Consider the following 23,237-nt stretch of genomic DNA (forward strand, 5'->3'; position numbering starts at 1 on the left):
AGGCAAATTTGTGGGCTTGACGCGGCACCTCGCGCCAACGCAATCTCCGCTCCGAGGACATTTTTCCTTGGGAGGGGAACAAATGCCCAAGACGGGATTTGGGACAGGCCGTCCGCATCTCCCTGCACAAGGTTTCGCCACGCCGGGGAGGGAGTGAGACCCGGCCTTTTGGGAGGTAAGTGCGCATGACCGTAATACCCATAGTAATTTTATGTGGTGTCCTGTCCGTGGTTTACGCGGTATGGGCCACCAAGAGCGTTCTCGATGCCGATCAGGGCAACGAGCGTATGCGTGAAATAGCAGGTTTTATCCGTGAAGGTGCGCAGGCTTATCTCACCCGTCAATATCTCACCATCGCCATCGTCGGACTGATTGTCGCCATTCTGGCCTGGTATCTTCTGTCGTCCATGGCAGCCATCGGCTTCCTCGTCGGCGCGGTGCTTTCAGGCGTCGCCGGCTTCGTCGGCATGCATGTCTCCGTGCGCGCCAACCTGCGCACCGCGCAGGCCGCCTCGCACAGCCTTTCCGCCGGTCTCGACATCGCCTTCAAGTCGGGCGCCATCACCGGCATGCTGGTTGCCGGTCTCGCGCTGCTCGGCGTTTCCATCTATTATTTCATCCTGACCTCGGTGATGGGTCATCCGGCCGGATCGCGTGAGGTGATCGATGCGCTGGTGTCGCTCGGCTTCGGCGCATCGCTGATCTCCATCTTCGCCCGCCTCGGCGGCGGCATCTTCACCAAGGGTGCGGATGTCGGCGGCGATCTCGTCGGCAAGGTCGAGGCCGGTATTCCCGAGGACGATCCGCGCAACCCGGCAACCATTGCCGACAATGTCGGCGACAACGTCGGCGATTGCGCCGGCATGGCGGCTGACCTCTTCGAGACCTATGCCGTCTCTGTCGTCGCGACCATGGTTCTCGCCGCAATCTTCTTTGCCGGAACGCCGATACTGGAAAGCGCCATGGTCTATCCGCTGGCGATCTGCGGCGCCTGCATCCTGACCTCGATTGCCGGCACCTTCTTCGTGAAGCTCGGCACCAACAATTCCATCATGGGCGCACTCTACAAAGGCCTCATCGCCACCGGCGTGTTCTCGGTCGCGGGTCTTGCGGTCGCCACTCATGCGACGGTTGGCTGGGGCACGGTGGGCACGGTGGCCGGCATGGAAATCACCGGCACCAACCTCTTCTTCTGCGGGTTGGTCGGTCTTGTCGTGACGGCGCTGATCGTCGTCATTACCGAATACTACACCGGCACCAACAAGCGCCCGGTCAATTCCATCGCGCAGGCGTCGGTCACCGGTCACGGCACCAATGTCATCCAGGGCCTTGCGGTCTCGCTGGAATCGACGGCGCTGCCGGCCATCGTCATCGTTGGCGGCATCATCGGCACCTACCAGCTCGGCGGCCTGTTCGGCACCGGCATCGCGGTTACCGCCATGCTGGGTCTGGCGGGCATGATCGTGGCGCTCGACGCCTTCGGCCCGGTCACGGACAATGCCGGTGGTATTGCTGAAATGGCCGGTCTCGATCCTGACGTGCGCAAGGCGACCGATGCGCTGGACGCCGTCGGCAACACCACCAAGGCCGTCACCAAGGGTTATGCCATCGGCTCTGCCGGTCTCGGCGCACTGGTGCTGTTCGCCGCCTATGCCAATGACCTCTCGTACTTCGCCGCCAATGGCGATACCTATCCCTACTTCAAGGATATGGGCGAGATTTCCTTCAGCCTCGCCAATCCTTACGTGGTCGCCGGCCTGCTGTTCGGCGGTCTCATCCCCTATCTCTTCGGCGGCATCGCCATGACGGCGGTGGGCAAGGCGGCAAGCTCGATCGTCGAGGAAGTGCGCCGCCAGTTCCGCGAAAAGCCGGGCATCATGGCCGGAACGGAAAAGCCTGATTACGGCAAGGCTGTGGACCTGCTGACACGGGCGGCGATCAAGGAAATGGTCATCCCGTCGCTCCTGCCGGTTCTGGCGCCGCTCGTCGTTTATTTCGGCGTGCTGGCCATTTCCGGCTCCAAGGCGTCGGCCTTCGCGGCACTTGGCGCATCGCTGCTCGGTGTCATCATCAACGGCCTGTTCGTGGCGATTTCCATGACCTCCGGTGGCGGCGCATGGGACAATGCCAAGAAGAGCTTCGAAGATGGTTTCATCGACAAGGACGGCGTGCGCCACGTCAAGGGTTCGGACGCCCACAAGGCGTCGGTGACGGGCGATACGGTCGGCGATCCCTACAAGGATACCGCCGGTCCCGCCGTCAACCCGGCGATCAAGATCACTAATATCGTGGCCCTGCTGCTGCTTGCGGTTCTTGCCCACTGAGGGCCTATGTTCCGACAAATGAAAAAGGCCCGGGGAGCGATCCCCGGGCCTTTGAATTTTCCGTTTCTTCTTCCGATCAGGGGGTGTTGTTGCCCTGACCGAGAATGCTCTTGGCGATATTGGCGCCCGAGGTGCCACCGGAGAGCAGCTGCTGCAGGAAGGTGAGGTCCTTGCCGCCGGTCGGCGTGGTGCGCGAAATCGTGTCGAAGACCTTGCCGTCCTGCAGCGTATAGTTGGCCTTGCGCTCGATCACGCCGTCCTTGTTGAAATAGAGCGCGAGAATGTTCTGCTCCACCAGCGCCGGCTTCATGAAGGCCGCGCGGCGCACGCGCTTCTGCGAGATGTAATAGAAAACCTCGTTGCCGAAGGTCGCGGTGGTGGAGGGCGTGCCCATGGTCAGCAGGACCTGCTCCCGGCTCGAACCTTCCGGGATCAGCTGCAGCGACTGCTCGTCCATCACGTAGCCGTTATGGAACACATCGGTCGTGCTGCTGCAGGCGGAAAGCAGGCCGGATGCGAGCACGATTGCGATGGCGGTCTTGCTCAGAACATTGCCGTGACTTGCGGATTTCTGCTTGCTCAACTGCTTTTCCCCGACTGCGATCATGAATGGCACCTTCCGGCATTGCGTGGTGCACAGTGTCTGTGCACATGATTGTGTCAATCCGGGGACGGAAAATCCCGGTCACTCCCCAAATTCAATGCTTTCCCGGTCTTTTGGAACTCCTCCGGTTCTCTTCGACTGTTTCAGGCGAAAGACGAACGTGACCGCGACAGCATTGCAATTCGTGGATGCTTCGGTAAACCAGCTTTGACGATCATGCAACAAGTGCGATGGGCGGTAAGCGAATTCACCCGTCCCGTTCGGAAAAAAAACGATGATATTCGGGCTGTTCAAGAAGAAAAACAACAATCGCGCCATTGTCGACCGGCAATATGCGACCTTGACCGCCGCTGCCCGCACGCCCGCTTTCTATCTCGATCTCGGTGTTCCCGATACGGTCATGGGTCGCTTCGAGATGCTGTCGGTCATCATGATTCTCTATTTCCGCCGCACCAAATCCTCCGATGTCAGCGGGCAGGAGATCGCCCAGGAGATCGTCGACGCCTTTTTTCAGGATCTCGATCATTCCATTCGCGAACTGGGAATCGGCGATCAGGGCGTGCCGAAGCGCATGAAGAAATTCGCCGGCATGTTCTATGGGCGGCTCGGATCCTATGCGGCGGCGCTGGATGCTTCCGACCGCGTTGCCCTTGCCGCCGCGCTCCGGCGCAATATATATCCGCAGGTAGATGAGAAGGCGCCCGATATGGAGGGGCTGGCAGGCTGGATGATGGACGCATCCACGCAACTTGCCGCCCAGTCCGAAGACACAATAGCAACCGGAAGCCTGACGCTGCCCTTGCCTGGACGATGAGGTTCACGATGAACGCGCGACACCCTGCAAATGACGACCTGCCTTTTTCCTATCCCGTAAAGGTAGGCCATATTTCCGCCAATCCGGTCAGGATTGGTCTCGAAGCCAGTGCCGAGGAACTGAAGGCGCTGGCGAAATTCTGGAATGTGGTTTCCGTCGAATATCTGAAGGCGGAGCTGCAGGTTTCCCGCTGGAAGAAGGATGGCGTGAAGATCAAGGGCGAAGTGCATGCCGCGGTAACGCAATCCTGCGTCGTCACGCTGGAGCCGATCTCGAGCAAGATCGACGAGGCCGTCGAGCAGATTTTCGTTCCGGAAGGTTCGAAACTGGCGCGGATGGTGACCAATGAGGAAGGCGAGATCGTGCTCGACCCCGACGGCCCGGATATTCCCGACCAGTTCACCGGCGACAGCATCGATGTTGGCGCCGTGGTTGCCGAATTCGCGGCGCTCGCGATCGATCCCTATCCGCGCAAACCGGATGCGGAATTTCCCGAAACGGCCGACAGGCAGCCTGAGGAAGAGAAGCGTCCGTCGCCTTTTGCCGTGCTGAAAGATTGGAAAAAAGACTGAATGGCCCAGCCGGGCTGAAATAATTTTATTGTAACAAAAGCCGGAAAAGGTATTTTCGCGCAAAACCGCTGAGTGGCGGTTAGAAGGATAAGGGACGAGTGATCAGAATTGCGATTGACGTCATGGGTGGCGATTTCGGCCCAGATGTTGCCATACCCGGTGCCGCCAAGGCGCTCGAACGGCACAACGATGTAACTTTTCTGCTCTACGGGCAGAAGAGCAAGTGCGACCCCATTCTGGCACAATATCCCGCACTTCGGGAAAAGTCGGTCTTCCACGATTGTGAAGTCTCGGTCAGCATGGATGAGAAGCCGAGCCAGGCGCTGCGCCGCGGCCGCTACGTCTCCAGCATGTGGCGCGCCATCGAGGCCGTGAAGCTCGGCGAGGCGGATGTCGCCGTTTCCGCCGGCAATACCGGCGCGTTGATGGCCATGGCGAAATTCTGTTTGCGCACCATGGCGCGGGTGGAACGCCCGGCAATCGCCGGCATCTGGCCGACGCTGAAGGGCGAAAGCATCGTGCTCGATATCGGCGCGACCATCGGCGCCGATTCCCAGCAACTGCTGGATTTCGCCCTGATGGGCGGCGCCATGGCGCGTGCGCTTTTCGATATCGACCGTCCGACCGTCGGCCTGCTCAATGTCGGCGTCGAGGAGGTCAAGGGTCAGGAAGAGGTGCGTGAGGCCGGACGGCTGATCCGCGAGGCCGATCTCGCCACCATCGATTATCGCGGTTTCGTCGAAGGCGACGATATCGGCAAGGGCACGGTGGATGTGGTGGTGACCGAAGGTTTCACCGGCAATATCGCGCTCAAAGCCGCCGAAGGCACTGCACGCCAGATTACGACGCTGCTGCGCGAAGCGATCTCCCGCAGCTTCTTCGCCAAGATCGGTTATGTCCTGGCGAAAAGCGCCTTTGACGTGCTTCGTGAAAAGATGGACCCGCGCAAGGTCAATGGCGGCGTGTTTCTCGGCCTGAACGGCATTGTCATCAAGAGCCATGGAGGCACGGATGCCATCGGTTTTGCCTCCGCCGTGGATGTCGGCTACGACATGGTTCACAACGGCCTGACGGCCAAGATTGAAAATGATCTGAAAATTTACCACGCAAGACGGCTTCCGCCCCCGGCGCCCGAAGCTCTCGTGGCTGACGAGGAATAAGGGAATGATCCGCTCTATAGTCCGTGGTTTCGGGGCAGCGCTTCCGAAGCGTGTCATGACCAACAGCGAAATCGAAGGGGTCGTCGAGACCTCCGACGAATGGATCGTGCAGCGCACGGGCATCAAGCAGCGCTATATCGCGGGCGAAGGTGAAACCACAGCGTCCCTCGGCGAAGCGGCGGCGCGCGCCGCGCTCGACAATGCCGGGCTGACGCCCGACGATATCGACCTCATCATTCTGGCCACCTCGACCCCGGATAACACCTTTCCGGCAACGGCGGTGAACATCCAGAACCGTCTCGGCATGACCCATGGTTTCGCCTTCGACATGCAGGCCGTCTGCTCGGGTTTCGTTTATGCCGTATCGACCGCCGATCTTTATATTCGCGGCGGCATGGCCAAGCGCGTTCTGGTGATCGGTTCCGAAACCTTCTCGCGCATCCTCGACTGGAAGGACCGCACCACCTGCGTTCTCTTCGGCGACGGCGCCGGCGCGCTTGTTCTGGAAGCTGGTGAAGGCGAGGGCACTTCTGCCGATCGCGGCGTTCTGACGGCGCAGCTTCGCTCCGACGGTTCGCACAAGGAAAAGCTCTATGTCGATGGCGGACCTTCCACCACAGGCACGGTCGGCCATCTGCGCATGGAAGGCCGGGAAGTGTTCAAGCACGCCGTCGGCATGATCACCGACGTCATCGAACAGGCCTTCGAGGCGACGGGCACGACGTCCGACGATCTCGACTGGCTGGTTCCGCACCAGGCCAACAAGCGCATCATCGACGGTTCGGCAAAGAAGCTCAACATCGACCCTGAAAAGGTCGTGATCACCGTCGATCAGCACGGCAATACCTCGGCCGCCTCCATTCCGCTGGCGCTCGCGGTTGCCGCCGGTGACGGGCGCATCAAGAAGGGCGATCTGGTCATGCTGGAGGCCATGGGCGGCGGCTTCACCTGGGGCGCGGTGCTGCTGCGCTGGTAAAGGCGTAATTTCCGAGTTTGACGGGGCGATGGCTCGAAATCGGTTGTGATTTTCGCGCTCACGCCCCGATCGGAAGCGCCGGAGCGGCCCGAGCCTGTGTCAAAACCGTATCAGTCGCTCTAAGCCCTTGCACTGATTGCCGAAAGCCTCAAATGAATCTGGAACAATCCCTTGACCGGTCGCCACAAGGGAAATAATCTCGGCGGCTCCTAGAGAAGAGTTCAGACACGGTTTGCGGGGAAAAATGGCCGGGAAGACAGTGACACGCGCAGATCTTGCAGAATCTGTGTTTCGTAAAGTCGGGCTGTCCCGCACCGAATCCGCCGAACTGGTCGAAACGATCATCGACGAAATATGCAACGCGATCACGCGCGGCGAAGTCGTCAAGCTCTCTTCCTTCGCGACATTCCAGATCCGGGAAAAGAACGAGCGTATCGGTCGCAACCCGAAGACGGGTGAGGAAGTTCCGATTTCCCCACGTCGCGTCATGACTTTCAAGGCCTCGAACGTGCTGAAGCAGCGCATTCTGAAGGCCCATACGGCCCGCAAGGCCAAGCAGAAGGGCCAGAAGGCCGGGGCGTAATCCCTCTCTCAAGGTCCAGGCGACACGCCTTTTTTGCCGTATCGCAAGCCCTTTTCCCCATTCTTCTTGTGAACATACTTGAATTTCAACGTGCAAGCCGTTGAAATCCGGTCGACTCACATCATAATCAATTTTAGTGATTTGTATCTTGCCGCAACGGCGTCGGCGCGGGGTCGTAACCGACTTTGCGCGGTGTTTGACCGGCGGGTGAAAAGCGTTCTCGTTCAGTGTCCGGCCGGATGCATGGCGCTCCGGTTCGGATGGGAGTGGAAATTTGGATAAAAGCCCCGACGCGTTTCGGACGATCAGTGAAGTGGCGGATGAGCTGAACCTGCCGCAGCATGTGCTGCGTTTCTGGGAAACACGCTTTCCGCAGATCAAGCCGATGAAACGGGGCGGGGGCCGCCGTTATTACCGCCCTGACGATATCGATCTCCTGAAGGGCATTCGTCACCTTCTTTATGACCACGGCTACACCATCAAGGGCGTACAGAAGCTGCTGAAAGCCAATGGCAACCGCTTCGTGGCGGCCATCGCTTCCGGTGATCTCGCCACCATGGAGGCCATCATGGCGGCGAGCGGTGAAAAGGAAGTCGCCGAACCGCGTGTCGTCGATACCGATGGGGACGAGGTCGTCGGTCGCCCGAAGGCCAAGCCAAGCGGCCGTTTTTTCGGCTTCGGCGGTGGCGGCGGCGATGCGGAAATATCGGTCGGCAAGTCGAGCATCGGCAAGGACGATCAGGCGCTTTTGCAGGAAGCACTGTTCGATCTCCTCGAATGCAAGCGACTTCTCGATCAGGTTCGCTGAGGGTTTATCCACAGCTCATTTGCGTGCGTTCCATTCGGGAAATCGAAAAAACAAGGGGTTAGGTCGTTTTCCCGATTCTCCGAAAAACGAAAACACCCGGCAATGCCAACCTTTCGGAAACTCCTTTGCCCGATAATGCGGCTCCGTAAAAAGGAGTCCGATCGTGAGCAATCGAAAATCGACAGCACGACGCCGCACGGCGAAGAAATCGGGTGGCGGCAGCGTTTGGCCATGGGTGCTGATGCTGGGCGTCGTTACCGGCGGCATTCAGGCTTACGAACATCGCGACAGCCTTTTGCCGCAACGGCATGTTGCAAAGGCGACATCCCCGGTCACGAGTTCTCCGAAAGTCGCGACGGCGGCCAAGCGAGATTCCGTCACGCCGGAGAAAGTGGCGTCCATTCGCCCCGCATCGCCGGCTCTGCCCGGCAACGGCCCGGTGCCGCCGCGCCCGATCGCCATGCCATCCGCCTCGCAGCCGAGCCAGGTTGCCGCTATCCTGCCGGAAACGCGCCCTTCGGTCGAAAAAATCTCGCTCGGTGAAAAAAGCGGTACTTTTGCCTTTTGCGGTCGTTCCGGCCTCAACAATTGCGTGGCTGATGGCAACACGTTCTGGATGAAGGGTGTGAAGATGCAGATCGCCGGCATCGACGTTCCGCAAATCGACCGAGCGCGCTGTATGGAAGAACGCCAGCGTGGTTTCATTGCAAAGGTCAGGCTTCGCGATATGCTGAACGCCGGCGCCTTCGATGTGGCGTCGTCCACTGCTGCAGACGGACAAGCCACGGAACGCAAACGGCTTTCGCGTTCGGGCGTATCCTTCGCCGATCAGCTAATACGGGAGGGGCTGGCGCATCCGATCTCCGCAAAAAATCAGTCCTGGTGTGGCTAAGGCCCCGTTGACCGAAACCGCCCGGCCTGTGTAGATGAGGCTCCCGTCGCGTTTGGGATCGGCCGTTGGGCCGACTGCCGTGGAGACGACGGATTTTTACAGCGCTTGCCTGCAAGGTGTAAGGCGCGGTAATGCGGACGTGGCGAAATCGGTAGACGCAGCAGACTTAAAATCTGCCGACCATTGGTCTTGCGGGTTCAACTCCCGCCGTCCGCACCAACTCTCATCCTTACTTCTTATCCAGACCTTGGGCCATTTCCAGGTGGTGTTGCAGTGCCGGCAGGGTTTTTGCCGCCCATGCCTTGAGCTCGACATTGTCGCCGCCGTCAGCGTATCGTTTGAAAAGATCCACCGCATCCTCGTGCGCATCGACCTGATCATCGACGTATTCCTCGTTGAATTCCGCGCCGTTGAGTTTGGCCAGATCGTCGATTTCTTCCTTGTGATCGTCAGTCAGAGCGGTCGTGGGCGTTCCCGTTACTTTGCCGCCGGAGAGAAGAGCCTTTAACTCCGCGCTGGTCTTTTCATGTTCGGTGATCATCTGCTGCGCGAAAGCCTTGATAGCCTCATCGCCTTTGGTCAGTGCAAGCTTGCTCGATTCGATTTCAAAGAGATCGCTTGCGGAAACCTGCAGGATGAAGTCTTCGGTTTTGGGCGCAACGCCGAGCGCGGAATTAACGCCCGTGGACTCCGTTGCGGACTGTGCCATGGCGGTGCTGGCGACCAGCGCGAGCGCTAACGAGAAAATGGTGTTCTTCATCAATCTGCCTCCTGATGGTTAGAGGCATTTCCAACCGAGGTACGGAAGGATTGTTCCCGCATGGCGCCAAAGAAACCTTCCGTCGCAGCCTTTTCTCTTTGGAATACTTCCATTTTTCCATCATTGCGGGCAGGAAAACGCCCGTTCACGCGCGCTGAATCGTCACCTGAAAATCATCAAAAAGAACCTATTGACCTTGCCACGATGGGAAGCCCTATCTTTTTTTTAACACAAGAAAAGAGGGGTCATACGCATGTCACAAATGGAGATCCGGGCTAGCCATCAGATTGCGATCGATGGCATGACATGCGCCTCCTGTGTCGGCCGCGTTGAAAAGGCGATTGCCAAGGTCCCGGGCGTTCTGAAAGCTTCGGTCAATCTGGCAACGGAACGTGCCGACATTTCCTTTTCCGGGCCGCCGGATGTGCCGGCCGTTATCGAGGCGGTGCGGCAGGCCGGTTACACCGTCGAAGAGAAAACCATCGAACTCGATATTGAGGGCATGACCTGCGCCTCCTGCGTCGGACGTGTCGAAAAGGCGTTGAAGGCCGTTTCCGGTGTTTCCGGTGCAAGCGTCAATCTGGCGACGGAACGCGCCACCGTCCGCGTCGCCGGCAACGCCGCCTCTGCGGCCAATCTGGCGGGCGCCATCCAGCGGGCGGGCTATAAGGCGAACGAGGTTGTTGCCGACAAAGCCAGAGATGGAGAGCAGGACAAGCGCGAGGCGGAACTGCGCAGCCTCAAAATCAGCCTCGCCGTCGCCGTTGTTCTGACGCTACCCGTTTTCGTGCTGGAAATGGGGTCGCATCTGGTGCCCGCCATCCATGATTTCGTGATGGAAACGGTCGGCATGCAGGAAAGCTGGTATCTGCAATTTGCGCTGACGACGCTGGTTCTGTTCGGGCCCGGCCTGCGCTTCTTCAAAAAGGGCATACCCGCACTTCTGCGGTTGGCGCCGGACATGAATTCGCTCGTCGTGCTGGGCACTGCCGCTGCCTGGGGATTTTCGGTTGTCGCAACCTTCATGCCAAAAATCCTGCCGAGCGGCACGGCCAATGTCTATTACGAGGCGGCGGCGGTCATCGTCACGCTCATCCTTCTCGGACGTTTTCTGGAAGCGCGCGCCAAAGGCCGCACCAGCGAGGCGATAAAGCGGCTGGTCGGCCTGCAGGCCAAGTCCGCCCGCGTGCTGCGCGATGGCGAAACCATCGATGTGCCGTTGCAGGATGTGCGCACCGGCGATGTGATCGTCGTTCGCCCCGGCGAGAAAGTACCGGTCGATGGGCTGGTCCTCAGCGGCTCTTCCTATGTCGATGAATCGATGATCACGGGCGAACCGGTGCCGGTCACCAAGGCGGCGGGTTCCGAAGTCGTCGGCGGCACGGTCAACCGCAACGGTTCTTTCACCTTCCGCGCCACCAAGGTCGGCGCCGATACGCTGATCGCCCAGATCATCCGCATGGTCGAGGAGGCGCAGGCCGACAAGCTGCCCATCCAGGCGCTGGTGGACAAGGTAACCAACTGGTTCGTGCCGGCGGTGATGCTGGCAGCGCTCGCCACCTTCATCATCTGGTTCATGTTCGGGCCCGATCCGGCCTTGACCTTTGCGCTCGTCAATGCGGTTGCGGTGCTCATCATCGCCTGTCCCTGCGCCATGGGCCTTGCCACGCCGACCTCGATCATGGTCGGCACCGGCCGCGCCGCCGAAATGGGCGTGCTGTTCCGCCGCGGCGATGCGCTCCAGACGCTCCGGGATGCCGATGTGATCGCCGTCGACAAGACCGGCACCCTGACGCTCGGCAAGCCGAAACTGGTGCATTTTACCACGACAGAGGGCTTCGATGCGGATGAGGTGTTGCGCCTCGTCGCCTCGCTGGAGAACCATTCCGAACATCCGATTGCCGAAGCGATCGTCGAGGCTGCAAAACATGGCGGCCTGACGCTTGCCGATGCGGAAGGCTTCGAGGCGACCCCCGGTTTTGGTGTTGCGGCAACGGTTGACGGCCGCAGGGTGGAAGCGGGCGCGGACCGGTTCATGGCCAAGCTCGGTTACGATGTCGCGATGTTCGCAGACGATGCCGAGCGGCTGGGCAGGGAAGGGCAGTCGCCGCTTTACGCCGCCGTCGATGGCAGGCTGGCCGTGATCATTGCCGTTGCCGATCCGGTCAAGCAGACGACCCCGGAGGCGATTGCGGCGCTGCATGCGCTCGGCCTCAAGGTCACGATGATCACGGGTGACAATCGCCGCACCGCTGAAGCCATAGCCCGTCGGCTCGGCATTGACGAGGTGGTGGCGGAAGTTCTGCCCGACGGCAAGGTGGAGGCCGTCAAGAGGCTTGCTGCCGGCGGGCGACGTGTCGCCTTTGTCGGCGATGGCATCAACGATGCGCCGGCGCTGGCCGCCGCTGATGTCGGCCTTGCCATCGGCACGGGCACGGATGTCGCCATTGAAAGCGCCGATGTGGTGCTGATGTCCGGCGATTTGCGCGGCGTCGCCAACGCCATCGCGCTCTCCAAGGCCACGATCCGCAATATCGGCCAGAATCTGTTCTGGGCCTTCGCTTACAATGCCGCTCTCGTTCCCGTGGCGGCCGGAATATTGTATCCTGTCAACGGCGTTCTGCTGTCGCCTGTCCTTGCCGCCGGAGCTATGGCGCTTTCCAGCGTCTTCGTCTTGACGAATGCGCTGCGCCTGAAAAGCTTCCGCGCGCCGCTGGTGGACAGATCGTCCGGCATGCAGCTCGCAGCGGCCGAATAGGAGGCGGATATGATGACGCCCGGCAACACAATCTATCTGCCGCAGATCGGACGCAGCATCATGGCGGCGCAGGGTGAGACCGTGCTTCAGGCCGCATTGGCGGCAGGGGTTCCTTATCCGCATGGTTGTCGCATGGGCCGCTGCGGCGCCTGCAAGTCGCATCTCATTTCCGGCGAAATCGATCTCCTCAAGCATACGCCCTTCTCCCTGACCGAAGAGGAGAAAGCCGATGGCCTGACGCTCGCCTGCCGGGCCGTGCCGTTGAGCGACATGACGATTAGCTGGCTCGACGGGGCGGATGAGATCGCCGATATTCCGACCGGCCGCTTTGAGGGCGTGGTTGCGGAAGCGCTGGATGTGACGCACGATATCAAGCTCATCCGCATCCGGCTTGACGATCGCGGGCAGTTTACGTTCAAACCCGGACAATATGTGCGCCTGCTTTATCCCGATTGCTCGCCGCGCGATTATTCCATTGCCAGCAGGGTGGATGAGGAACTGATTGAATTCCACATCCGGCATGTTCCCGGCGGCTTGACGAGCGGCCGCATCTTTTCGCTCGCAAGCGCGGGTGACCCCGTCACGATAGTCGGGCCTTTCGGCTCTTCGTTCCTGCGGGAAAAACATTGCGGGCCGATCCTCGGCATTGCCGGCGGTTCGGGGCTCGCTCCCGTCAAGGCCGTTGTAGAGGCGGCGCTCGCAACGGGCCGCGAACGACCGGTTCATGTCTATTTCGGCGCGCGCGCCGAGCGTGATCTCTATATGCTCGACCGCTTCGGCGATCTTGCCGCGCGGCATGGCAATCTGAGTTTCGTTCCGGTTCTCTCGCATGAGGAACATGCCAATATCCGGTGCGGTTATGTCGGTGCGGCCGTGGCGGATGATTTCGACGATCTCGATGGCTGGAAAGCCTATATTGCAGGCCCGCCGGCCATGATCGAGGCGACGGTGCCGCAGCTTCTGGCGCGCGGCATGCGCACCGCCGACATTCATGCAGACGTGTTTTTCACCCCGGAAAGATAGGAGCAGGATCGATGAATATTGGCACAGCCGCCACCGCATCCGGTGTTTCTGCGAAGATGATCAGGCATTACGAGACAATCGGTCTGATCAAATCGGCAAACCGCACGGAGTCCGGATACAGGGTCTATACGGCCAATGATCTGGAAACGCTGCGTTTCATCCGGCGCGGACGCGATCTCGGTTTTTCCATCGAAAAGATCAGGCAGCTCATGACGCTCTGGCGCGATCCGGGCGGCGCCTCCTGCGATGTCAAACGCATCGTCATGGAACATGTCGTCGATCTGGAAGCGAAGATGCATACGCTTCGCGAGATGGCCGACACGCTGCGGAATCTCGCAAACTATTGCCCTGACAATGGTGAGCCGGATTGCCCGATCATCCATGATCTCGCCCATGCCGAAGATATCGATTTTACGACCGTGGCCATCGTGCCCAAGCGCACCGGAATGCTGAAGGGCACCTCCGGTCCGGTGATGGATCTACAGCGCCCGGTGAAATAAGCGGCCGTTTTCCTTTGGGAAACGGGCGTGGATTGCAGTGCAGACGCCAATTGTGGTGAAGGAGACCAAGCCATGTGGATACAGATAATACAGCGCTTCCTTATTCTGTGCCTGATGCTGGCGATCGTGTCCGTCATCGCGTTTCTTTTGCCCTATATGGCGGGCGGCGATCCGGCCCGCACCATTCTCATGTCGCGCATGCGAGATACGGCGCTCGATCCGCATGCGGTCGAGGCGCTCAGGGTCAGCCTCGGACTGGACCGCCCGCTCTATGTGCAATATTTCGCCTGGTTGTCGGGCGCGCTGCGGGGCGATCTCGGATTTTCCTTCACCAGCAGCCAGCCGGTCGCCGCCGAGCTTTTGCGGTCGCTCTGGGTGTCGGTGACGCTGGCGCTGACGGCGCTGGCGGTCGCGGTGGCTGTCGCCCTGCCGCTCGGCACTCTGGCGGCGATGCGTCCCGGCGGTCGGCTGGACAATTTCGCGACGCTGATGATCCAGACCTTCGTTGCAACGCCCGAATACTGGTTTGCGCCGATGTCGGCGCTGGTCTTCGCGCTCTATCTCGGCTGGCTGCCCTCGGCCGGATGGGATAGCTGGCGTTCGCTGGTGCTTCCTGCGCTGACCCTGACGCTGCGGCCGCTTGCCTATTTCACCCAGGTGACGCGTGCGGCAATGGCCGAAGTTCTGCGCGCGCCCTATATCACGGCGGCCCGCAGCCGCGGTCTCGGCATGCATGGCACGGTCATGCGCCACGGCATCCGCAACGGCTCGCTGCCGGTGGTCACCTTCTTCGCCCTGTGGCTTGCCGGCCTGCTTGGCGGATCGGTGGTCGTGGAAGTGATCTTCGCCATTCCCGGCATGGGCCGGCTTCTCTACGACGCCGTGGTCAATCGCGACATTCCGATGCTGCAGGGCGGTTTCATCTGCATCGTGGCGCTCTCCATCCTGATCAATACCCTGGCCGACAGCTTTTATGTCCTGATCAATCCAGCAATGCGAGGTCACCATGACCATTAGCCACTTCCCGAGCGCGCCTGCCGCCGCCATGCCGATGACCACGCCCAAGCGCCCTTCGAACCTCGCCCGGTTCACGGATTTCATCCGCCGCCGGCACTGGACCTTCTATGCGGGATCGGCGATTTTTCTCGTCATCATCCTGCTGCTGGTGATCGCGCCGTGGATTTCGCCCTATGATCCGGCAAAGCAGAGCCTTCGGCTCAGGCTCAATGCGCCGAGCGCCGCCTATTGGCTGGGGACGGACCATCTCGGGCGCGATGTCTTGAGCCGGCTGTTGATCGGCGGCCGCTTCACGGTCACGATTGCCGCCATCACCGTCATTCTGTCGGTGGTGATCGGAACCTTCATCGGCATCATCAGCGGCCGCAGCCGTGGCATTCTCGACGAAGTGCTGATGCGCATCGTGGACCTGCTCATCGCCATACCGGACGTGGTGATCGCGATTTTCCTCGTCGCCATTTTCGGTCCGGGATATGGCACGCTGATCGCGTCGCTGACCATCGTTGGCTGGACACCTTTTGCGCGGCTGGCGCGGGGACTGACGCTCTCGATCAATTCCCGCGAATATATCCGCGCGGCAGAGGTGCTCGGTTGCACACGGCGCTTCATCATCTTCCGGCATATCATTCCCAACACGATCTGGCCCATTGCGGCCGTGGCGTTCCTGCGCTTTGGCCACAAGCTGATCACGGTGGGCGGATTGTCGTTTCTGGGCCTCGGCGTACAGCCGCCGGCCGCCGACTGGGCGCTGATGCTGGCCGATGCGCAGGCCTACGCGGAGCGGATGCCCGTTCTCGTCATCGCACCGGGTCTGGCGATTTTCCTGGCGGCGCTGAGCGTGACGTGGATCGGCCATGGCCTGAACCTGGAAACGAAGAAAACCAACGGTCATTGACGCCTGGAAACGGGCAATGGTCGATTTGACGATTGTCAAACATAGATGACGCAACGGAACCGGAAGGAGAGTAATATCGTCTGAAGCCGCATGAAGAATACGCAATGCCTCCGATTCAATAAAAATAAGGGGAACTCTTATGAATATCGAAGGACAAACGCTTGCCAAAACGGCCATGTCCCCTGAATGCGCACCGCTTCTGGAGATAGAGGACCTGCACGTTTCCGTGCCGGCGCAAAATGGCCGCAAGTTTGTTATTTCGGGCCTGACGCTTTCCGTCAACGCCGGAGAAGTCGTCGCTCTCGTCGGCGAATCCGGGTCGGGCAAGAGCATGACGGCGCTGTCGCTGATGCGGCTTTTGCCGCAGGGTGCTGAAATCAATTCCGGCCGCATTTCCTTTGCCGGGCGCGACATTCTCGCTCTTTCATCTTCCGAACTCGATGCGCTGCGCGGCGCCGATATCAGCATGCTGTTCCAGCAGCCGCAGGCCATGCTCGACCCGACCAGCCGCGTGAGGACGCAGGTGGCGGAGCCGCTCTGGATTCACCGTAAAATGAGCCGGCACGCCGCACTTAACCGGGTCGTCGGCCTTCTGTCGGATGTCGGCATTCCCGATCCGTCGGCGCGGGCGCAGTGCTTCGCGCATGAGCTTTCCGGCGGCATGGCGCAACGTGTGATGATTGCGGCCGCACTCTCCGGCAATCCGCAGCTGCTGATCGCCGACGAACCGACGACGGCGCTTGATGTCACCGTTCAGGCACAAATCCTGCGCCTGCTCGACGACGAACGCCGCAAGCGCCGGCTTGCCACGCTGCTCATCACCCACGACCTCTCGGTCGTCGCCGCCTTCGCCGACCGGATCGCGGTCATGTATGCCGGCCGCATCGTCGAGGAAGGGCCGACCCAGGCGATCCTCAAGGCGCCGCAGCACCCCTATACCAAGGCGCTCATCAGCTGTTCGCTTTTGACCACCGACAGCGAGGGACAGTTGCTGACGATCCCCGGCTCCAGTGCGCAGGCCCATGACATGTCCTGCGGCTGCAGGTTTCATCCGCGCTGCGCTCTTGCCAATTCGGCAGGCATGAGCGGCCGCTGCATGGCCTCGGAACCGGATCTGAATGCCTTGCCCGAAGGGCGCAAGGCGCGGTGCTGGGCGGTTGGCCACGACCATGCCAACCACGATTATACCGGGCACGATCACACCGGTCACGATCATGCCAGCCACACGGTCTGCTGAGGGAGGGCGACGATGCTAGCGACAGCGACGACACAGACCCCGCCATCGGCGGAAAACGTCAAGCGGCCCTTTGTGGTCGCGAAGAATCTCTGCAAATATTATCCCATATCGGGCTTCGGTCACCGTGTGGTGAAATCCGTCGACGATGTTTCCCTGACGATCGGCGAGGGGGAAGTGCTCGGTCTCGTCGGTGAATCCGGATGCGGCAAAAGCACGGTTGCCGGGCTGATTACGCGGCTGACCCACGCAACGAAAGGCGAGGTCAGCATCGGGCAGAACGATATGCTGCACATGCAGGGCGAGGCGCTCCGGCGTATGCGCCGGGTCGTGCAACTGGTGTTTCAGGACCCTTATTCCGCACTCGATCCGCGCATGCGTATCGGCCAGAGCATGGAGGCGCCGCTTGCCCAGCATGGCATCGGCACGCGCGAGGAGCGCACGGCCCGGGTTTTCCGGATGCTGGAAGAGGTCGGCCTCGACGGCTCGTTTTACGATCGGTATCCGAGCCAGTGTTCCGGCGGCCAGTTGCAGCGCGTCGTCATCGGCCGCGCGCTGCTTCTCAATCCGAGCTTCCTTGTCTGCGACGAGCCGACATCGGCGCTCGACGCCTCGATGCGCACGCAGATACTGAACCTTCTGATGGACATGAAGCGCCGTCACGGTTTGACGGTTCTGATGATTTCCCACGATCTGCGCGTGGTGCGTTATCTCTGCGATCGCATCGCGGTGATGTATCTCGGACGTGTCGTTGAAATCGCCGACCGGGAGGAGCTTTTCCGGGCGCCGAAGCATCCCTATACCAAGGCTCTCATAGCATCGTCGATGCTGGACGAGACGGGGTTATATGCACCGGAGATGCTTCTGGACGGCGATCTGCCGAGCCCTCTCAATCCTCCCAACGGCTGCAAATTCCACACCCGCTGCAAATATGCGACCGGGATATGCGGCGAGGTGGAACCCGCTCTGGAAGGCGTGTCCGGCGAGCATTTCGCGCGCTGCCATCGCTGGCGGGAATGGGGCTGACGGACAACGCAGTTACAGTTTTCTGTTGCCGTAAAAACAGATGAATTGTGTGTTTGCGGATTAATATCGGAATAAAATTCCGAGTACAAAACGTAAAATAAATAATATTCGAATGGATTATCGAGAGATATCCATAGGGTATTCTTATTGCCTTTGTAATGATTGAGCGAAATTTCGTGAAAATATACGAATTGTGAGCGTTGTCACCAAAAATAAAAGGGGAATATTCTATGATGAAGCACGCACTTTTGGCGTCATACGCCATTGTGGTTTCGTTTGGAACGCATGCGGCAGAGGCCGCCACGATTACCTATGACGATAATTTCGGTGTGAAGACCGGCTGGCAGATGGCTTCCGACGATGCCTATCTCGGCTCGCGTGCGGGTTGTTTCGAAAGCCTGGTGCGTGTCGGTTATGACATGAAGCTGGAGCCAAGCCTCGCCGAGTCCTGGAAGCAGTCTGATCCCAAGGTGTGGGAATTCAAGCTGCGCAAGGGCGTCAAGTTCCAGAACGGCGAACCGCTCGATGCCAAGGCCGCGGTCAATGCACTCAGTAATCTCTTAAAAGCACCCGTGCCCGCCCGTGCCTTCTCTCCAAAGCTGATTGCCGCCGTCGAAGCTGGCGGCGATGACGTGGTGAAGATCACGACGATCGAACCCTCCGTGCTGCTGCCGGCGCAGATGGCAAGCCCCGCCACCTCCATCCTCGCTCCATCCGCCTATAAGGACGGCAAGGTCGATCCCATCGGAACCTGCACCGGACCTTTCAAGATCACCGAGGTCGATCCCAGCCAGCATATGGTTCTGACGGCCAATCACGACTATTGGGGCGGCATGCCGAAACTTTCCGGCGGCCGTGTCAATTTCGTGCCCGATGCCGACACACGCGCCACCCAGGTCCGAACCGGGGAAGCGCAGGTTTCGCGGCTCGTGCCGCCATGGACGGTCAAGACCATCGAATCCACCGATGGCGTCAAGGTCGCGCCAATCCCATCGCCGCGTATCACCGAGTTGCTGCTGAACAATTCAAAGCCGCCTTTTAACAATATCAAGGTGCGCCAGGCGATCCAGGCCGCTATCGATACGGGTGGTATCGCCGAGAGTATCTATGAAGGCGTGGTCAAGGGCGCGACCATGCCTTTTGCGGCCGGCGAACCGTGGGCTGCAAAGGAAACCAAACCCGCCTATGACGTGGAAAAAGCCAAGGATCTTCTGAAAGAGGCCGGCGTTGCACCCGGCAGCCTTAAGGTGACGCTCCTTGCCTACACCGCAAAGACCGAACTCAAGGACGTCGCGGCGATCATCCAGGCGCAGTTGCAGGAAATCGGCATCAAGGCCGATGTCCGCGTTGCCGATTACAGCGCCATCGAGCCCGACATGCTGGCCGGCAACTTCGACATGGCGCTGCTGTCTCGCGGTTACGCCACCGATGTCGCCGAACCGGCCGGTTTCCTGAATGCCGACTACACCTGCGGCGGCAGCTACAACATCTCGCATTATTGCAATGCGGAGACGGACAAGCTGATCAAATCCGCCTATTCGGCCAATGAACCCGTCAAGCGTTACGCCATTTACGGCGAAGCAGCGAAGAAGATCTATGACGAAGCCGTCTCCGTCTTCCTCATCCACGAAACCGTGTTCGATGCCTATTCGGCCAAGCTCGAAAATTACAAGCCGCATCCGCTGAACTATTTTGTCATGACCAAGGATCTGGCGACAAAGTAAGTTGGTGCGATGGTGCTGATTGAGAGGGACCCGGCTCGCGAGAGCCGGGTCTTTTTTGTGATGAGGCCCTTGAACCTCTCCTTCGTCATTCCGGCCCAAGGCCCGAATGACGGTGGAGGGGAGCATCACGAATACAATAAATATCGTGCCTAGACCCACCGGAAGGGGTCAGACAGGTTCACGAGGCCGGTGTGACGGCAGGTGGATGATTCGCTTCATTAAACTGGAAAAATCTCCTCCGTCATCCCTGATTGAAAGGGATAGGGCGTTCGCCATCGGGGAGGAAAGAGGGACGGATGCCGTCCAAAACCCGTCACATAATGTAGCGTGAAGCGGGGCAGATGGGGCGATCCGGCGGCTGCAGGGATGAAGCGCCGCCGGTATCTCTTCGGATCAGGCGCGCGCTTCCGGCGTATAGCCCGCAGCGGTGATGATTTCAGCAATACGTGCCGCATCGGAGACGCCGCCAACCACGACCGTGCGGCTTGCCGGATCGGCATGCACGGCAGCGCCGGGAACGGTCTTTTCGATCGCGCCCTTGATCACTCCGGCGCAGTGACCGCAGGTCATGTCTTCAACGTGAAAAGAAAGGTCTGCATCAACCGGTACCGTGGTGGTTTCGGCGTGATGCTGGTGAGCGGTGCACATAGGCGGTTCTCCATGGTTTGGAATTCTAACAGGAGGAGCCTGGACTATTCCAACGTGGGAAGGTCAAGCGCTTTATTCGCCGGCGCTCAACAAGTATGCCGCGACATCAGCTGCGCCAGAAGATCGGCATCAGCAGCACCAGAACCGTCAGGATTTCCAGACGTCCGAGCAGCATCAGGACAGAGAGGAGATAAAGCGCGGGATCGCTGATGGTGGAGAAATTGCCCGCCGGGCCGATGATCGGGCCGATGCCGGGTCCGACATTGGCGAGCGAGGTCGCAACGGCCGAGGTGGCAGTCAGGAAATCGTAACCCATCAGGCTCATGGCGAGGCTGCCGGCGATCCACAGCGCGATGAAGCAGCTGACGAACAGGAAGATCGTCCGGATGGTATCGGGATCGACCACCTGCTGGCCGTAACGCACCGAATAGACCGCGTTCGGATAGATCAGCTTCTTCAGCCCGGCGCGCACCACGTTGAACATGATGAGAAAACGATAGGCCTTGATACCGCCCGCCGTCGAGCCGGAACAGCCGCCCATGAAGGTGGCGAAAAAGGCGACGACGACGACGAAAGGCCCCCAGAGCGTATAATCGTCGCTGGCAAAGCCGCCGGTCGAAAGGATCGAGGTCATATTGAAGAAGGAATGGCTGAGCGCGTCATCCAGCGGCACACCGTTCCTGAAATGATGGTAGACTCCAACCGCAATCGAGATCGCACAGAGATAACCGAGGAAAACGGCGATCTGCGGGTCGCGCAGCGTCTCCAGCCGCCGGCGTACGGCCAGCAGGATCATGACCGAGAAGGGCAGGCTGCCGAAGATCAGAAAGATGGTGGCGATCCACAGCAGCGCCGTATTGTTGAAATAGGCGAACGACGCGTCATGGGTGGAAAAACCGCCGGTCGCGACCGTCGACATGGCATGGTTCAGCGCATCGAAATGCGACATGCCGGCAAAATCGTAAGCGATCGTACAGGCAAGCGTCATGATGATGTAAATGGCCACAAAAGCCCGGGTGAAGCTCGCGAGCCGCGCAAAAGGCCGGTCGTTGCCGGTGTCGGAAGATTCCATGCGGAAGAAGGTCATGCCGCCGACACGCAGCAGCGGCAGGATGAAGAGGCCCAGCGCCACGATACCGATACCGCCAAGCCAGCACAGCAGCGAACGCCACAGAAGGATGCCCTGCGGCGCGTTGTCGAGACCGGCAATGGCTGTAGACCCCGTCGTCGTAATCGCGGAAACGGATTCGAACAGCGCCTGGCCGAGCGTCAGGTTGAGTTCGGACAGGTAAAGCGGAACCGCGCCGACAATGGAAAACACCAGCCAGAGCAGGTTGACGAGCAGAAAGCCGAAACGTTTGTTGAAGGCCGCAATCGGACCGCGCGTCGCCAGCGCGCAGGCAAGCGCAAAGCCCCCGCACATGAAACCCGACAGCGCAAACACCATCCAGTCGTCATTGCCGTAATAAAGATCGGTGAGCGCCGGCAGGAACATGGCCGTCGCCATGTAAAGCCCGAAGATGGACGCCACATATATGACCGAGCGCAGAAGGTTGCTGTTCAAGAAATGAAACCCGGAGTTTGTTGCCGCGCTGAAATGAGTCTTTGTCTCGGACGTCTTCCTATGGCATAGCGGGTGCCATTATGAATTTCAATGGATTGACTATCGTGGACAAGCAGCTTGTGGAAGCAGCGCGGCGAGAAGTGCGGGAAATATTCCCGGAAACGCCGTTGCAGTTGAATGAACATCTCAGCCGTCGATATGGCGCGTCGATTTGGCTGAAGCGTGAGGATCTGTCCCCGGTTCGTTCCTACAAGATTAGAGGCGCATTCAACTTCCTGCGCAAGGCGGTGGCCAAGGCCGGCAAAGGCAAGGTTTTCGTCTGCGCTTCGGCCGGAAACCATGCGCAGGGCTTTGCTTTCGCCTGCCGTCATTTCGGTGTTCAAGGCGTTGTTTTCATGCCGGTGACGACACCGCAGCAGAAGATCGAAAAGACCCGCATCTTCGGCGGCGAATTCATCAGCATCCGTCTGGTGGGCGATATATTCGACCAGTGTTATGCCGCCGCCCGCAAATATGTTGAGGACAATGACGGCTACATGGTGCCGCCCTTCGACCATGAGGACATCATCGAAGGCCAGGCGACGGTCGCCGCGGAAATCATGGATCAGCTTCCGGAAGGCACGAAGCCGGATATCGTCGTCATGCCCGTTGGCGGCGGCGGTCTTTCTGCCGGTCTATCGGGCTTTCTGGCCGGCACGGTCCGCAAGGAGAACTTCGTGTTCTGCGAGCCGGAAGGGGCGCCGAGCCTGAAGAAAAGCCTCGAACGCGGCGAACCGGTGACGCTGAACAAGGTCGATAATTTCGTCGACGGCGCCGCCGTTGCCCGCATCGGCGACCTGAACTTCAAGGCCCTGAAGGATTTTCCGGCCGAGCAGGTCATGCTCATCCCGGAAAACGCCATCTGCGTGACGATCATCGAGATGCTGAATCTCGAAGGCGTGGTGCTGGAGCCGGCCGGCGCGCTGGCAATTACCGCACTGGAAAAGCTCGGCCGCGAGAGGCTGGAAGGCAAGACGGTCATCGCCGTGGTTTCCGGCGGCAATTTCGATTTCGAGCGCCTGCCGGATGTGAAGGAACGCGCCATGCGTTATACGGGCGTGAAGAAATACTTCATTCTGCGCCTGCCGCAGCGCCCCGGCGCGCTGCGCGATTTCCTCAACCTGCTCGGTCCGGATGACGATATCGCCCGTTTCGAATATCTGAAGAAATCGGCCCGCAATTTCGGTTCGATCCTGATCGGTATCGAAACCAGCGCGAAGGAGAATTTCGCCGGCCTGCTGGAACGTTTCGAAGCCGCTGGTCTCGGTTATGAGGACATCACCGAAAACGACATCCTGTCGAACCTGATCATCTGA

General features: G+C 59.9%; 21 protein-coding genes and 1 tRNA gene. 18 read left to right on the forward strand and 4 right to left on the reverse strand.

Going from position 1 to position 23,237, the window contains the following annotated elements:
* Positions 1-185 precede the first annotated feature (185 nt).
* Positions 186-2,324: a sodium-translocating pyrophosphatase gene (locus O3W47_RS21775; RefSeq protein ID WP_127757565.1), complete on the forward strand. Its 2,139-nt coding sequence runs from the start codon at positions 186-188 to the stop codon at positions 2,322-2,324.
* A gap of 76 nt (positions 2,325-2,400) precedes the next feature.
* On the opposite strand, the gene O3W47_RS21780 is transcribed toward O3W47_RS21775, so the two are convergent.
* Positions 2,401-2,931 carry an outer membrane protein assembly factor BamE gene (locus O3W47_RS21780; protein WP_269314587.1) on the reverse strand — a complete coding sequence of 177 codons (531 nt, stop codon included), beginning with the start codon at positions 2,929-2,931 and terminating at the stop codon, positions 2,401-2,403.
* 271 nt (positions 2,932-3,202) lie between these two features.
* Between O3W47_RS21780 and O3W47_RS21785 the strand changes: the two genes are divergently transcribed.
* From O3W47_RS21785 to O3W47_RS21820, 8 genes are all read left to right on the forward strand, one after another.
* Positions 3,203-3,742: a ubiquinol-cytochrome C chaperone family protein gene (locus tag O3W47_RS21785; protein WP_269314588.1), complete on the forward strand. Its 540-nt coding sequence runs from the start codon at positions 3,203-3,205 to the stop codon at positions 3,740-3,742.
* 8 nt (positions 3,743-3,750) lie between these two features.
* Complete coding sequence (locus O3W47_RS21790; protein ID WP_080818748.1) at positions 3,751-4,314, forward strand: YceD family protein; 564 nt, start codon at positions 3,751-3,753, stop codon at positions 4,312-4,314.
* Positions 4,315-4,412: 98 nt separating this feature from the next.
* Positions 4,413-5,474, forward strand: a complete 1,062-nt coding sequence (gene plsX, locus O3W47_RS21795) for a phosphate acyltransferase PlsX (protein WP_080817235.1) — start codon at positions 4,413-4,415, stop codon at positions 5,472-5,474.
* Between the two features lie 4 nt (positions 5,475-5,478).
* On the forward strand, positions 5,479-6,450 hold the full coding sequence (locus O3W47_RS21800; protein WP_080817234.1) for a beta-ketoacyl-ACP synthase III: 972 nt from the start codon (positions 5,479-5,481) through the stop codon (positions 6,448-6,450).
* Between the two features lie 244 nt (positions 6,451-6,694).
* Entirely contained in the window at positions 6,695-7,033 is a 339-nt protein-coding gene (locus O3W47_RS21805) for an integration host factor subunit alpha (protein WP_003502236.1), read from the forward strand.
* A 274-nt stretch (positions 7,034-7,307) separates the two neighbouring features.
* Positions 7,308-7,841, forward strand: a complete 534-nt coding sequence (locus O3W47_RS21810; RefSeq protein WP_003520813.1) for a MerR family transcriptional regulator — start codon at positions 7,308-7,310, stop codon at positions 7,839-7,841.
* 163 nt (positions 7,842-8,004) lie between these two features.
* Positions 8,005-8,733, forward strand: a complete 729-nt coding sequence (locus O3W47_RS21815; protein ID WP_269314589.1) for a nuclease — start codon at positions 8,005-8,007, stop codon at positions 8,731-8,733.
* A gap of 133 nt (positions 8,734-8,866) precedes the next feature.
* Positions 8,867-8,952 (forward strand) — tRNA-Leu (locus tag O3W47_RS21820).
* Between the two features lie 10 nt (positions 8,953-8,962).
* Here O3W47_RS21820 and O3W47_RS21825 read toward each other — a convergent pair.
* On the reverse strand, positions 8,963-9,493 hold the full coding sequence (locus tag O3W47_RS21825; RefSeq protein ID WP_080856223.1) for a DUF4142 domain-containing protein: 531 nt from the start codon (positions 9,491-9,493) through the stop codon (positions 8,963-8,965).
* Between the two features lie 253 nt (positions 9,494-9,746).
* Here O3W47_RS21825 and O3W47_RS21830 point away from each other — a divergent pair, with 253 nt between their 5' ends.
* The 8 genes from O3W47_RS21830 to O3W47_RS21865 all read left to right on the forward strand — a co-directional run bounded on the left by O3W47_RS21830 (position 9,747) and on the right by O3W47_RS21865 (position 19,670).
* The gene (locus tag O3W47_RS21830; protein ID WP_269314590.1) at positions 9,747-12,251 is read left to right on the forward strand and encodes a heavy metal translocating P-type ATPase; all 2,505 of its coding nucleotides are present in this window, start codon (positions 9,747-9,749) and stop codon (positions 12,249-12,251) included.
* A gap of 12 nt (positions 12,252-12,263) precedes the next feature.
* Positions 12,264-13,274 (forward strand): 2Fe-2S iron-sulfur cluster-binding protein, encoded by a 1,011-nt coding sequence (locus O3W47_RS21835; RefSeq protein ID WP_269314874.1) that lies wholly within the window; start codon positions 12,264-12,266, stop codon positions 13,272-13,274.
* Between the two features lie 11 nt (positions 13,275-13,285).
* Positions 13,286-13,774, forward strand: coding sequence for a Cu(I)-responsive transcriptional regulator (cueR, locus tag O3W47_RS21840; protein WP_065654034.1), 489 nt, complete (start codon positions 13,286-13,288; stop codon positions 13,772-13,774).
* Between the two features lie 72 nt (positions 13,775-13,846).
* Entirely contained in the window at positions 13,847-14,791 is a 945-nt protein-coding gene (locus O3W47_RS21845) for an ABC transporter permease (RefSeq protein ID WP_269314591.1), read from the forward strand.
* Positions 14,781-15,686, forward strand: coding sequence for an ABC transporter permease (locus tag O3W47_RS21850; RefSeq protein ID WP_003520821.1), 906 nt, complete (start codon positions 14,781-14,783; stop codon positions 15,684-15,686). Before O3W47_RS21845 ends, O3W47_RS21850 begins: the two co-directional genes overlap by 11 nt.
* 139 nt (positions 15,687-15,825) lie before the next feature.
* A complete protein-coding gene (locus O3W47_RS21855) occupies positions 15,826-16,923 on the forward strand; it encodes an ABC transporter ATP-binding protein (RefSeq protein WP_269314592.1) in 1,098 nt (365 codons plus the stop codon).
* 12 nt (positions 16,924-16,935) lie between these two features.
* Complete coding sequence (locus O3W47_RS21860; RefSeq protein WP_080817228.1) at positions 16,936-17,946, forward strand: ABC transporter ATP-binding protein; 1,011 nt, start codon at positions 16,936-16,938, stop codon at positions 17,944-17,946.
* Between the two features lie 230 nt (positions 17,947-18,176).
* Positions 18,177-19,670, forward strand: a complete 1,494-nt coding sequence (locus tag O3W47_RS21865) for an ABC transporter substrate-binding protein (RefSeq protein WP_269314593.1) — start codon at positions 18,177-18,179, stop codon at positions 19,668-19,670.
* A gap of 393 nt (positions 19,671-20,063) precedes the next feature.
* On the opposite strand, the gene O3W47_RS21870 is transcribed toward O3W47_RS21865, so the two are convergent.
* Positions 20,064-20,318 (reverse strand): heavy-metal-associated domain-containing protein, encoded by a 255-nt coding sequence (locus O3W47_RS21870; RefSeq protein WP_127756169.1) that lies wholly within the window; start codon positions 20,316-20,318, stop codon positions 20,064-20,066.
* Positions 20,319-20,424: 106 nt separating this feature from the next.
* Positions 20,425-21,882 (reverse strand): TrkH family potassium uptake protein, encoded by a 1,458-nt coding sequence (locus O3W47_RS21875; protein WP_065654029.1) that lies wholly within the window; start codon positions 21,880-21,882, stop codon positions 20,425-20,427.
* Positions 21,883-21,962: 80 nt separating this feature from the next.
* On the opposite strand from O3W47_RS21875, the gene ilvA reads away from it, so the two are divergent.
* Entirely contained in the window at positions 21,963-23,237 is a 1,275-nt protein-coding gene (gene ilvA / locus O3W47_RS21880; RefSeq protein ID WP_065654028.1) for a threonine ammonia-lyase, read from the forward strand.

Source organism: Agrobacterium sp. LMR679 (assembly GCF_027157905.1).
In the GTDB taxonomy this organism is placed as follows: domain Bacteria; phylum Pseudomonadota; class Alphaproteobacteria; order Rhizobiales; family Rhizobiaceae; genus Agrobacterium; species Agrobacterium leguminum.

What these genes read in the sequence shown, in the direction of transcription:
- O3W47_RS21785 (WP_269314588.1), top strand. Translation starts at nt 3,203, where the DNA reads ATGATATTCGGGCTGTTCAAGAAGAAAAACAACAATCGCGCCATTGTC.
- O3W47_RS21845 (WP_269314591.1), top strand. Translation starts at nt 13,847, where the DNA reads ATGTGGATACAGATAATACAGCGCTTCCTTATTCTGTGCCTGATGCTG.
- O3W47_RS21790 (WP_080818748.1), top strand. Translation starts at nt 3,751, where the DNA reads ATGAACGCGCGACACCCTGCAAATGACGACCTGCCTTTTTCCTATCCC.
- O3W47_RS21825 (WP_080856223.1), bottom strand. Translation starts at nt 9,493, where the DNA reads ATGAAGAACACCATTTTCTCGTTAGCGCTCGCGCTGGTCGCCAGCACC.
- O3W47_RS21775 (WP_127757565.1), top strand. Translation starts at nt 186, where the DNA reads ATGACCGTAATACCCATAGTAATTTTATGTGGTGTCCTGTCCGTGGTT.
- O3W47_RS21850 (WP_003520821.1), top strand. Translation starts at nt 14,781, where the DNA reads ATGACCATTAGCCACTTCCCGAGCGCGCCTGCCGCCGCCATGCCGATG.
- O3W47_RS21835 (WP_269314874.1), top strand. Translation starts at nt 12,264, where the DNA reads ATGACGCCCGGCAACACAATCTATCTGCCGCAGATCGGACGCAGCATC.
- O3W47_RS21780 (WP_269314587.1), bottom strand. Translation starts at nt 2,931, where the DNA reads ATGATCGCAGTCGGGGAAAAGCAGTTGAGCAAGCAGAAATCCGCAAGT.
- ilvA (WP_065654028.1), top strand. Translation starts at nt 21,963, where the DNA reads ATGAATTTCAATGGATTGACTATCGTGGACAAGCAGCTTGTGGAAGCA.
- O3W47_RS21805 (WP_003502236.1), top strand. Translation starts at nt 6,695, where the DNA reads ATGGCCGGGAAGACAGTGACACGCGCAGATCTTGCAGAATCTGTGTTT.
- O3W47_RS21860 (WP_080817228.1), top strand. Translation starts at nt 16,936, where the DNA reads ATGCTAGCGACAGCGACGACACAGACCCCGCCATCGGCGGAAAACGTC.
- O3W47_RS21800 (WP_080817234.1), top strand. Translation starts at nt 5,479, where the DNA reads ATGATCCGCTCTATAGTCCGTGGTTTCGGGGCAGCGCTTCCGAAGCGT.
- cueR (WP_065654034.1), top strand. Translation starts at nt 13,286, where the DNA reads ATGAATATTGGCACAGCCGCCACCGCATCCGGTGTTTCTGCGAAGATG.
- O3W47_RS21870 (WP_127756169.1), bottom strand. Translation starts at nt 20,318, where the DNA reads ATGTGCACCGCTCACCAGCATCACGCCGAAACCACCACGGTACCGGTT.
- O3W47_RS21830 (WP_269314590.1), top strand. Translation starts at nt 9,747, where the DNA reads ATGTCACAAATGGAGATCCGGGCTAGCCATCAGATTGCGATCGATGGC.
- O3W47_RS21865 (WP_269314593.1), top strand. Translation starts at nt 18,177, where the DNA reads ATGATGAAGCACGCACTTTTGGCGTCATACGCCATTGTGGTTTCGTTT.
- O3W47_RS21855 (WP_269314592.1), top strand. Translation starts at nt 15,826, where the DNA reads ATGAATATCGAAGGACAAACGCTTGCCAAAACGGCCATGTCCCCTGAA.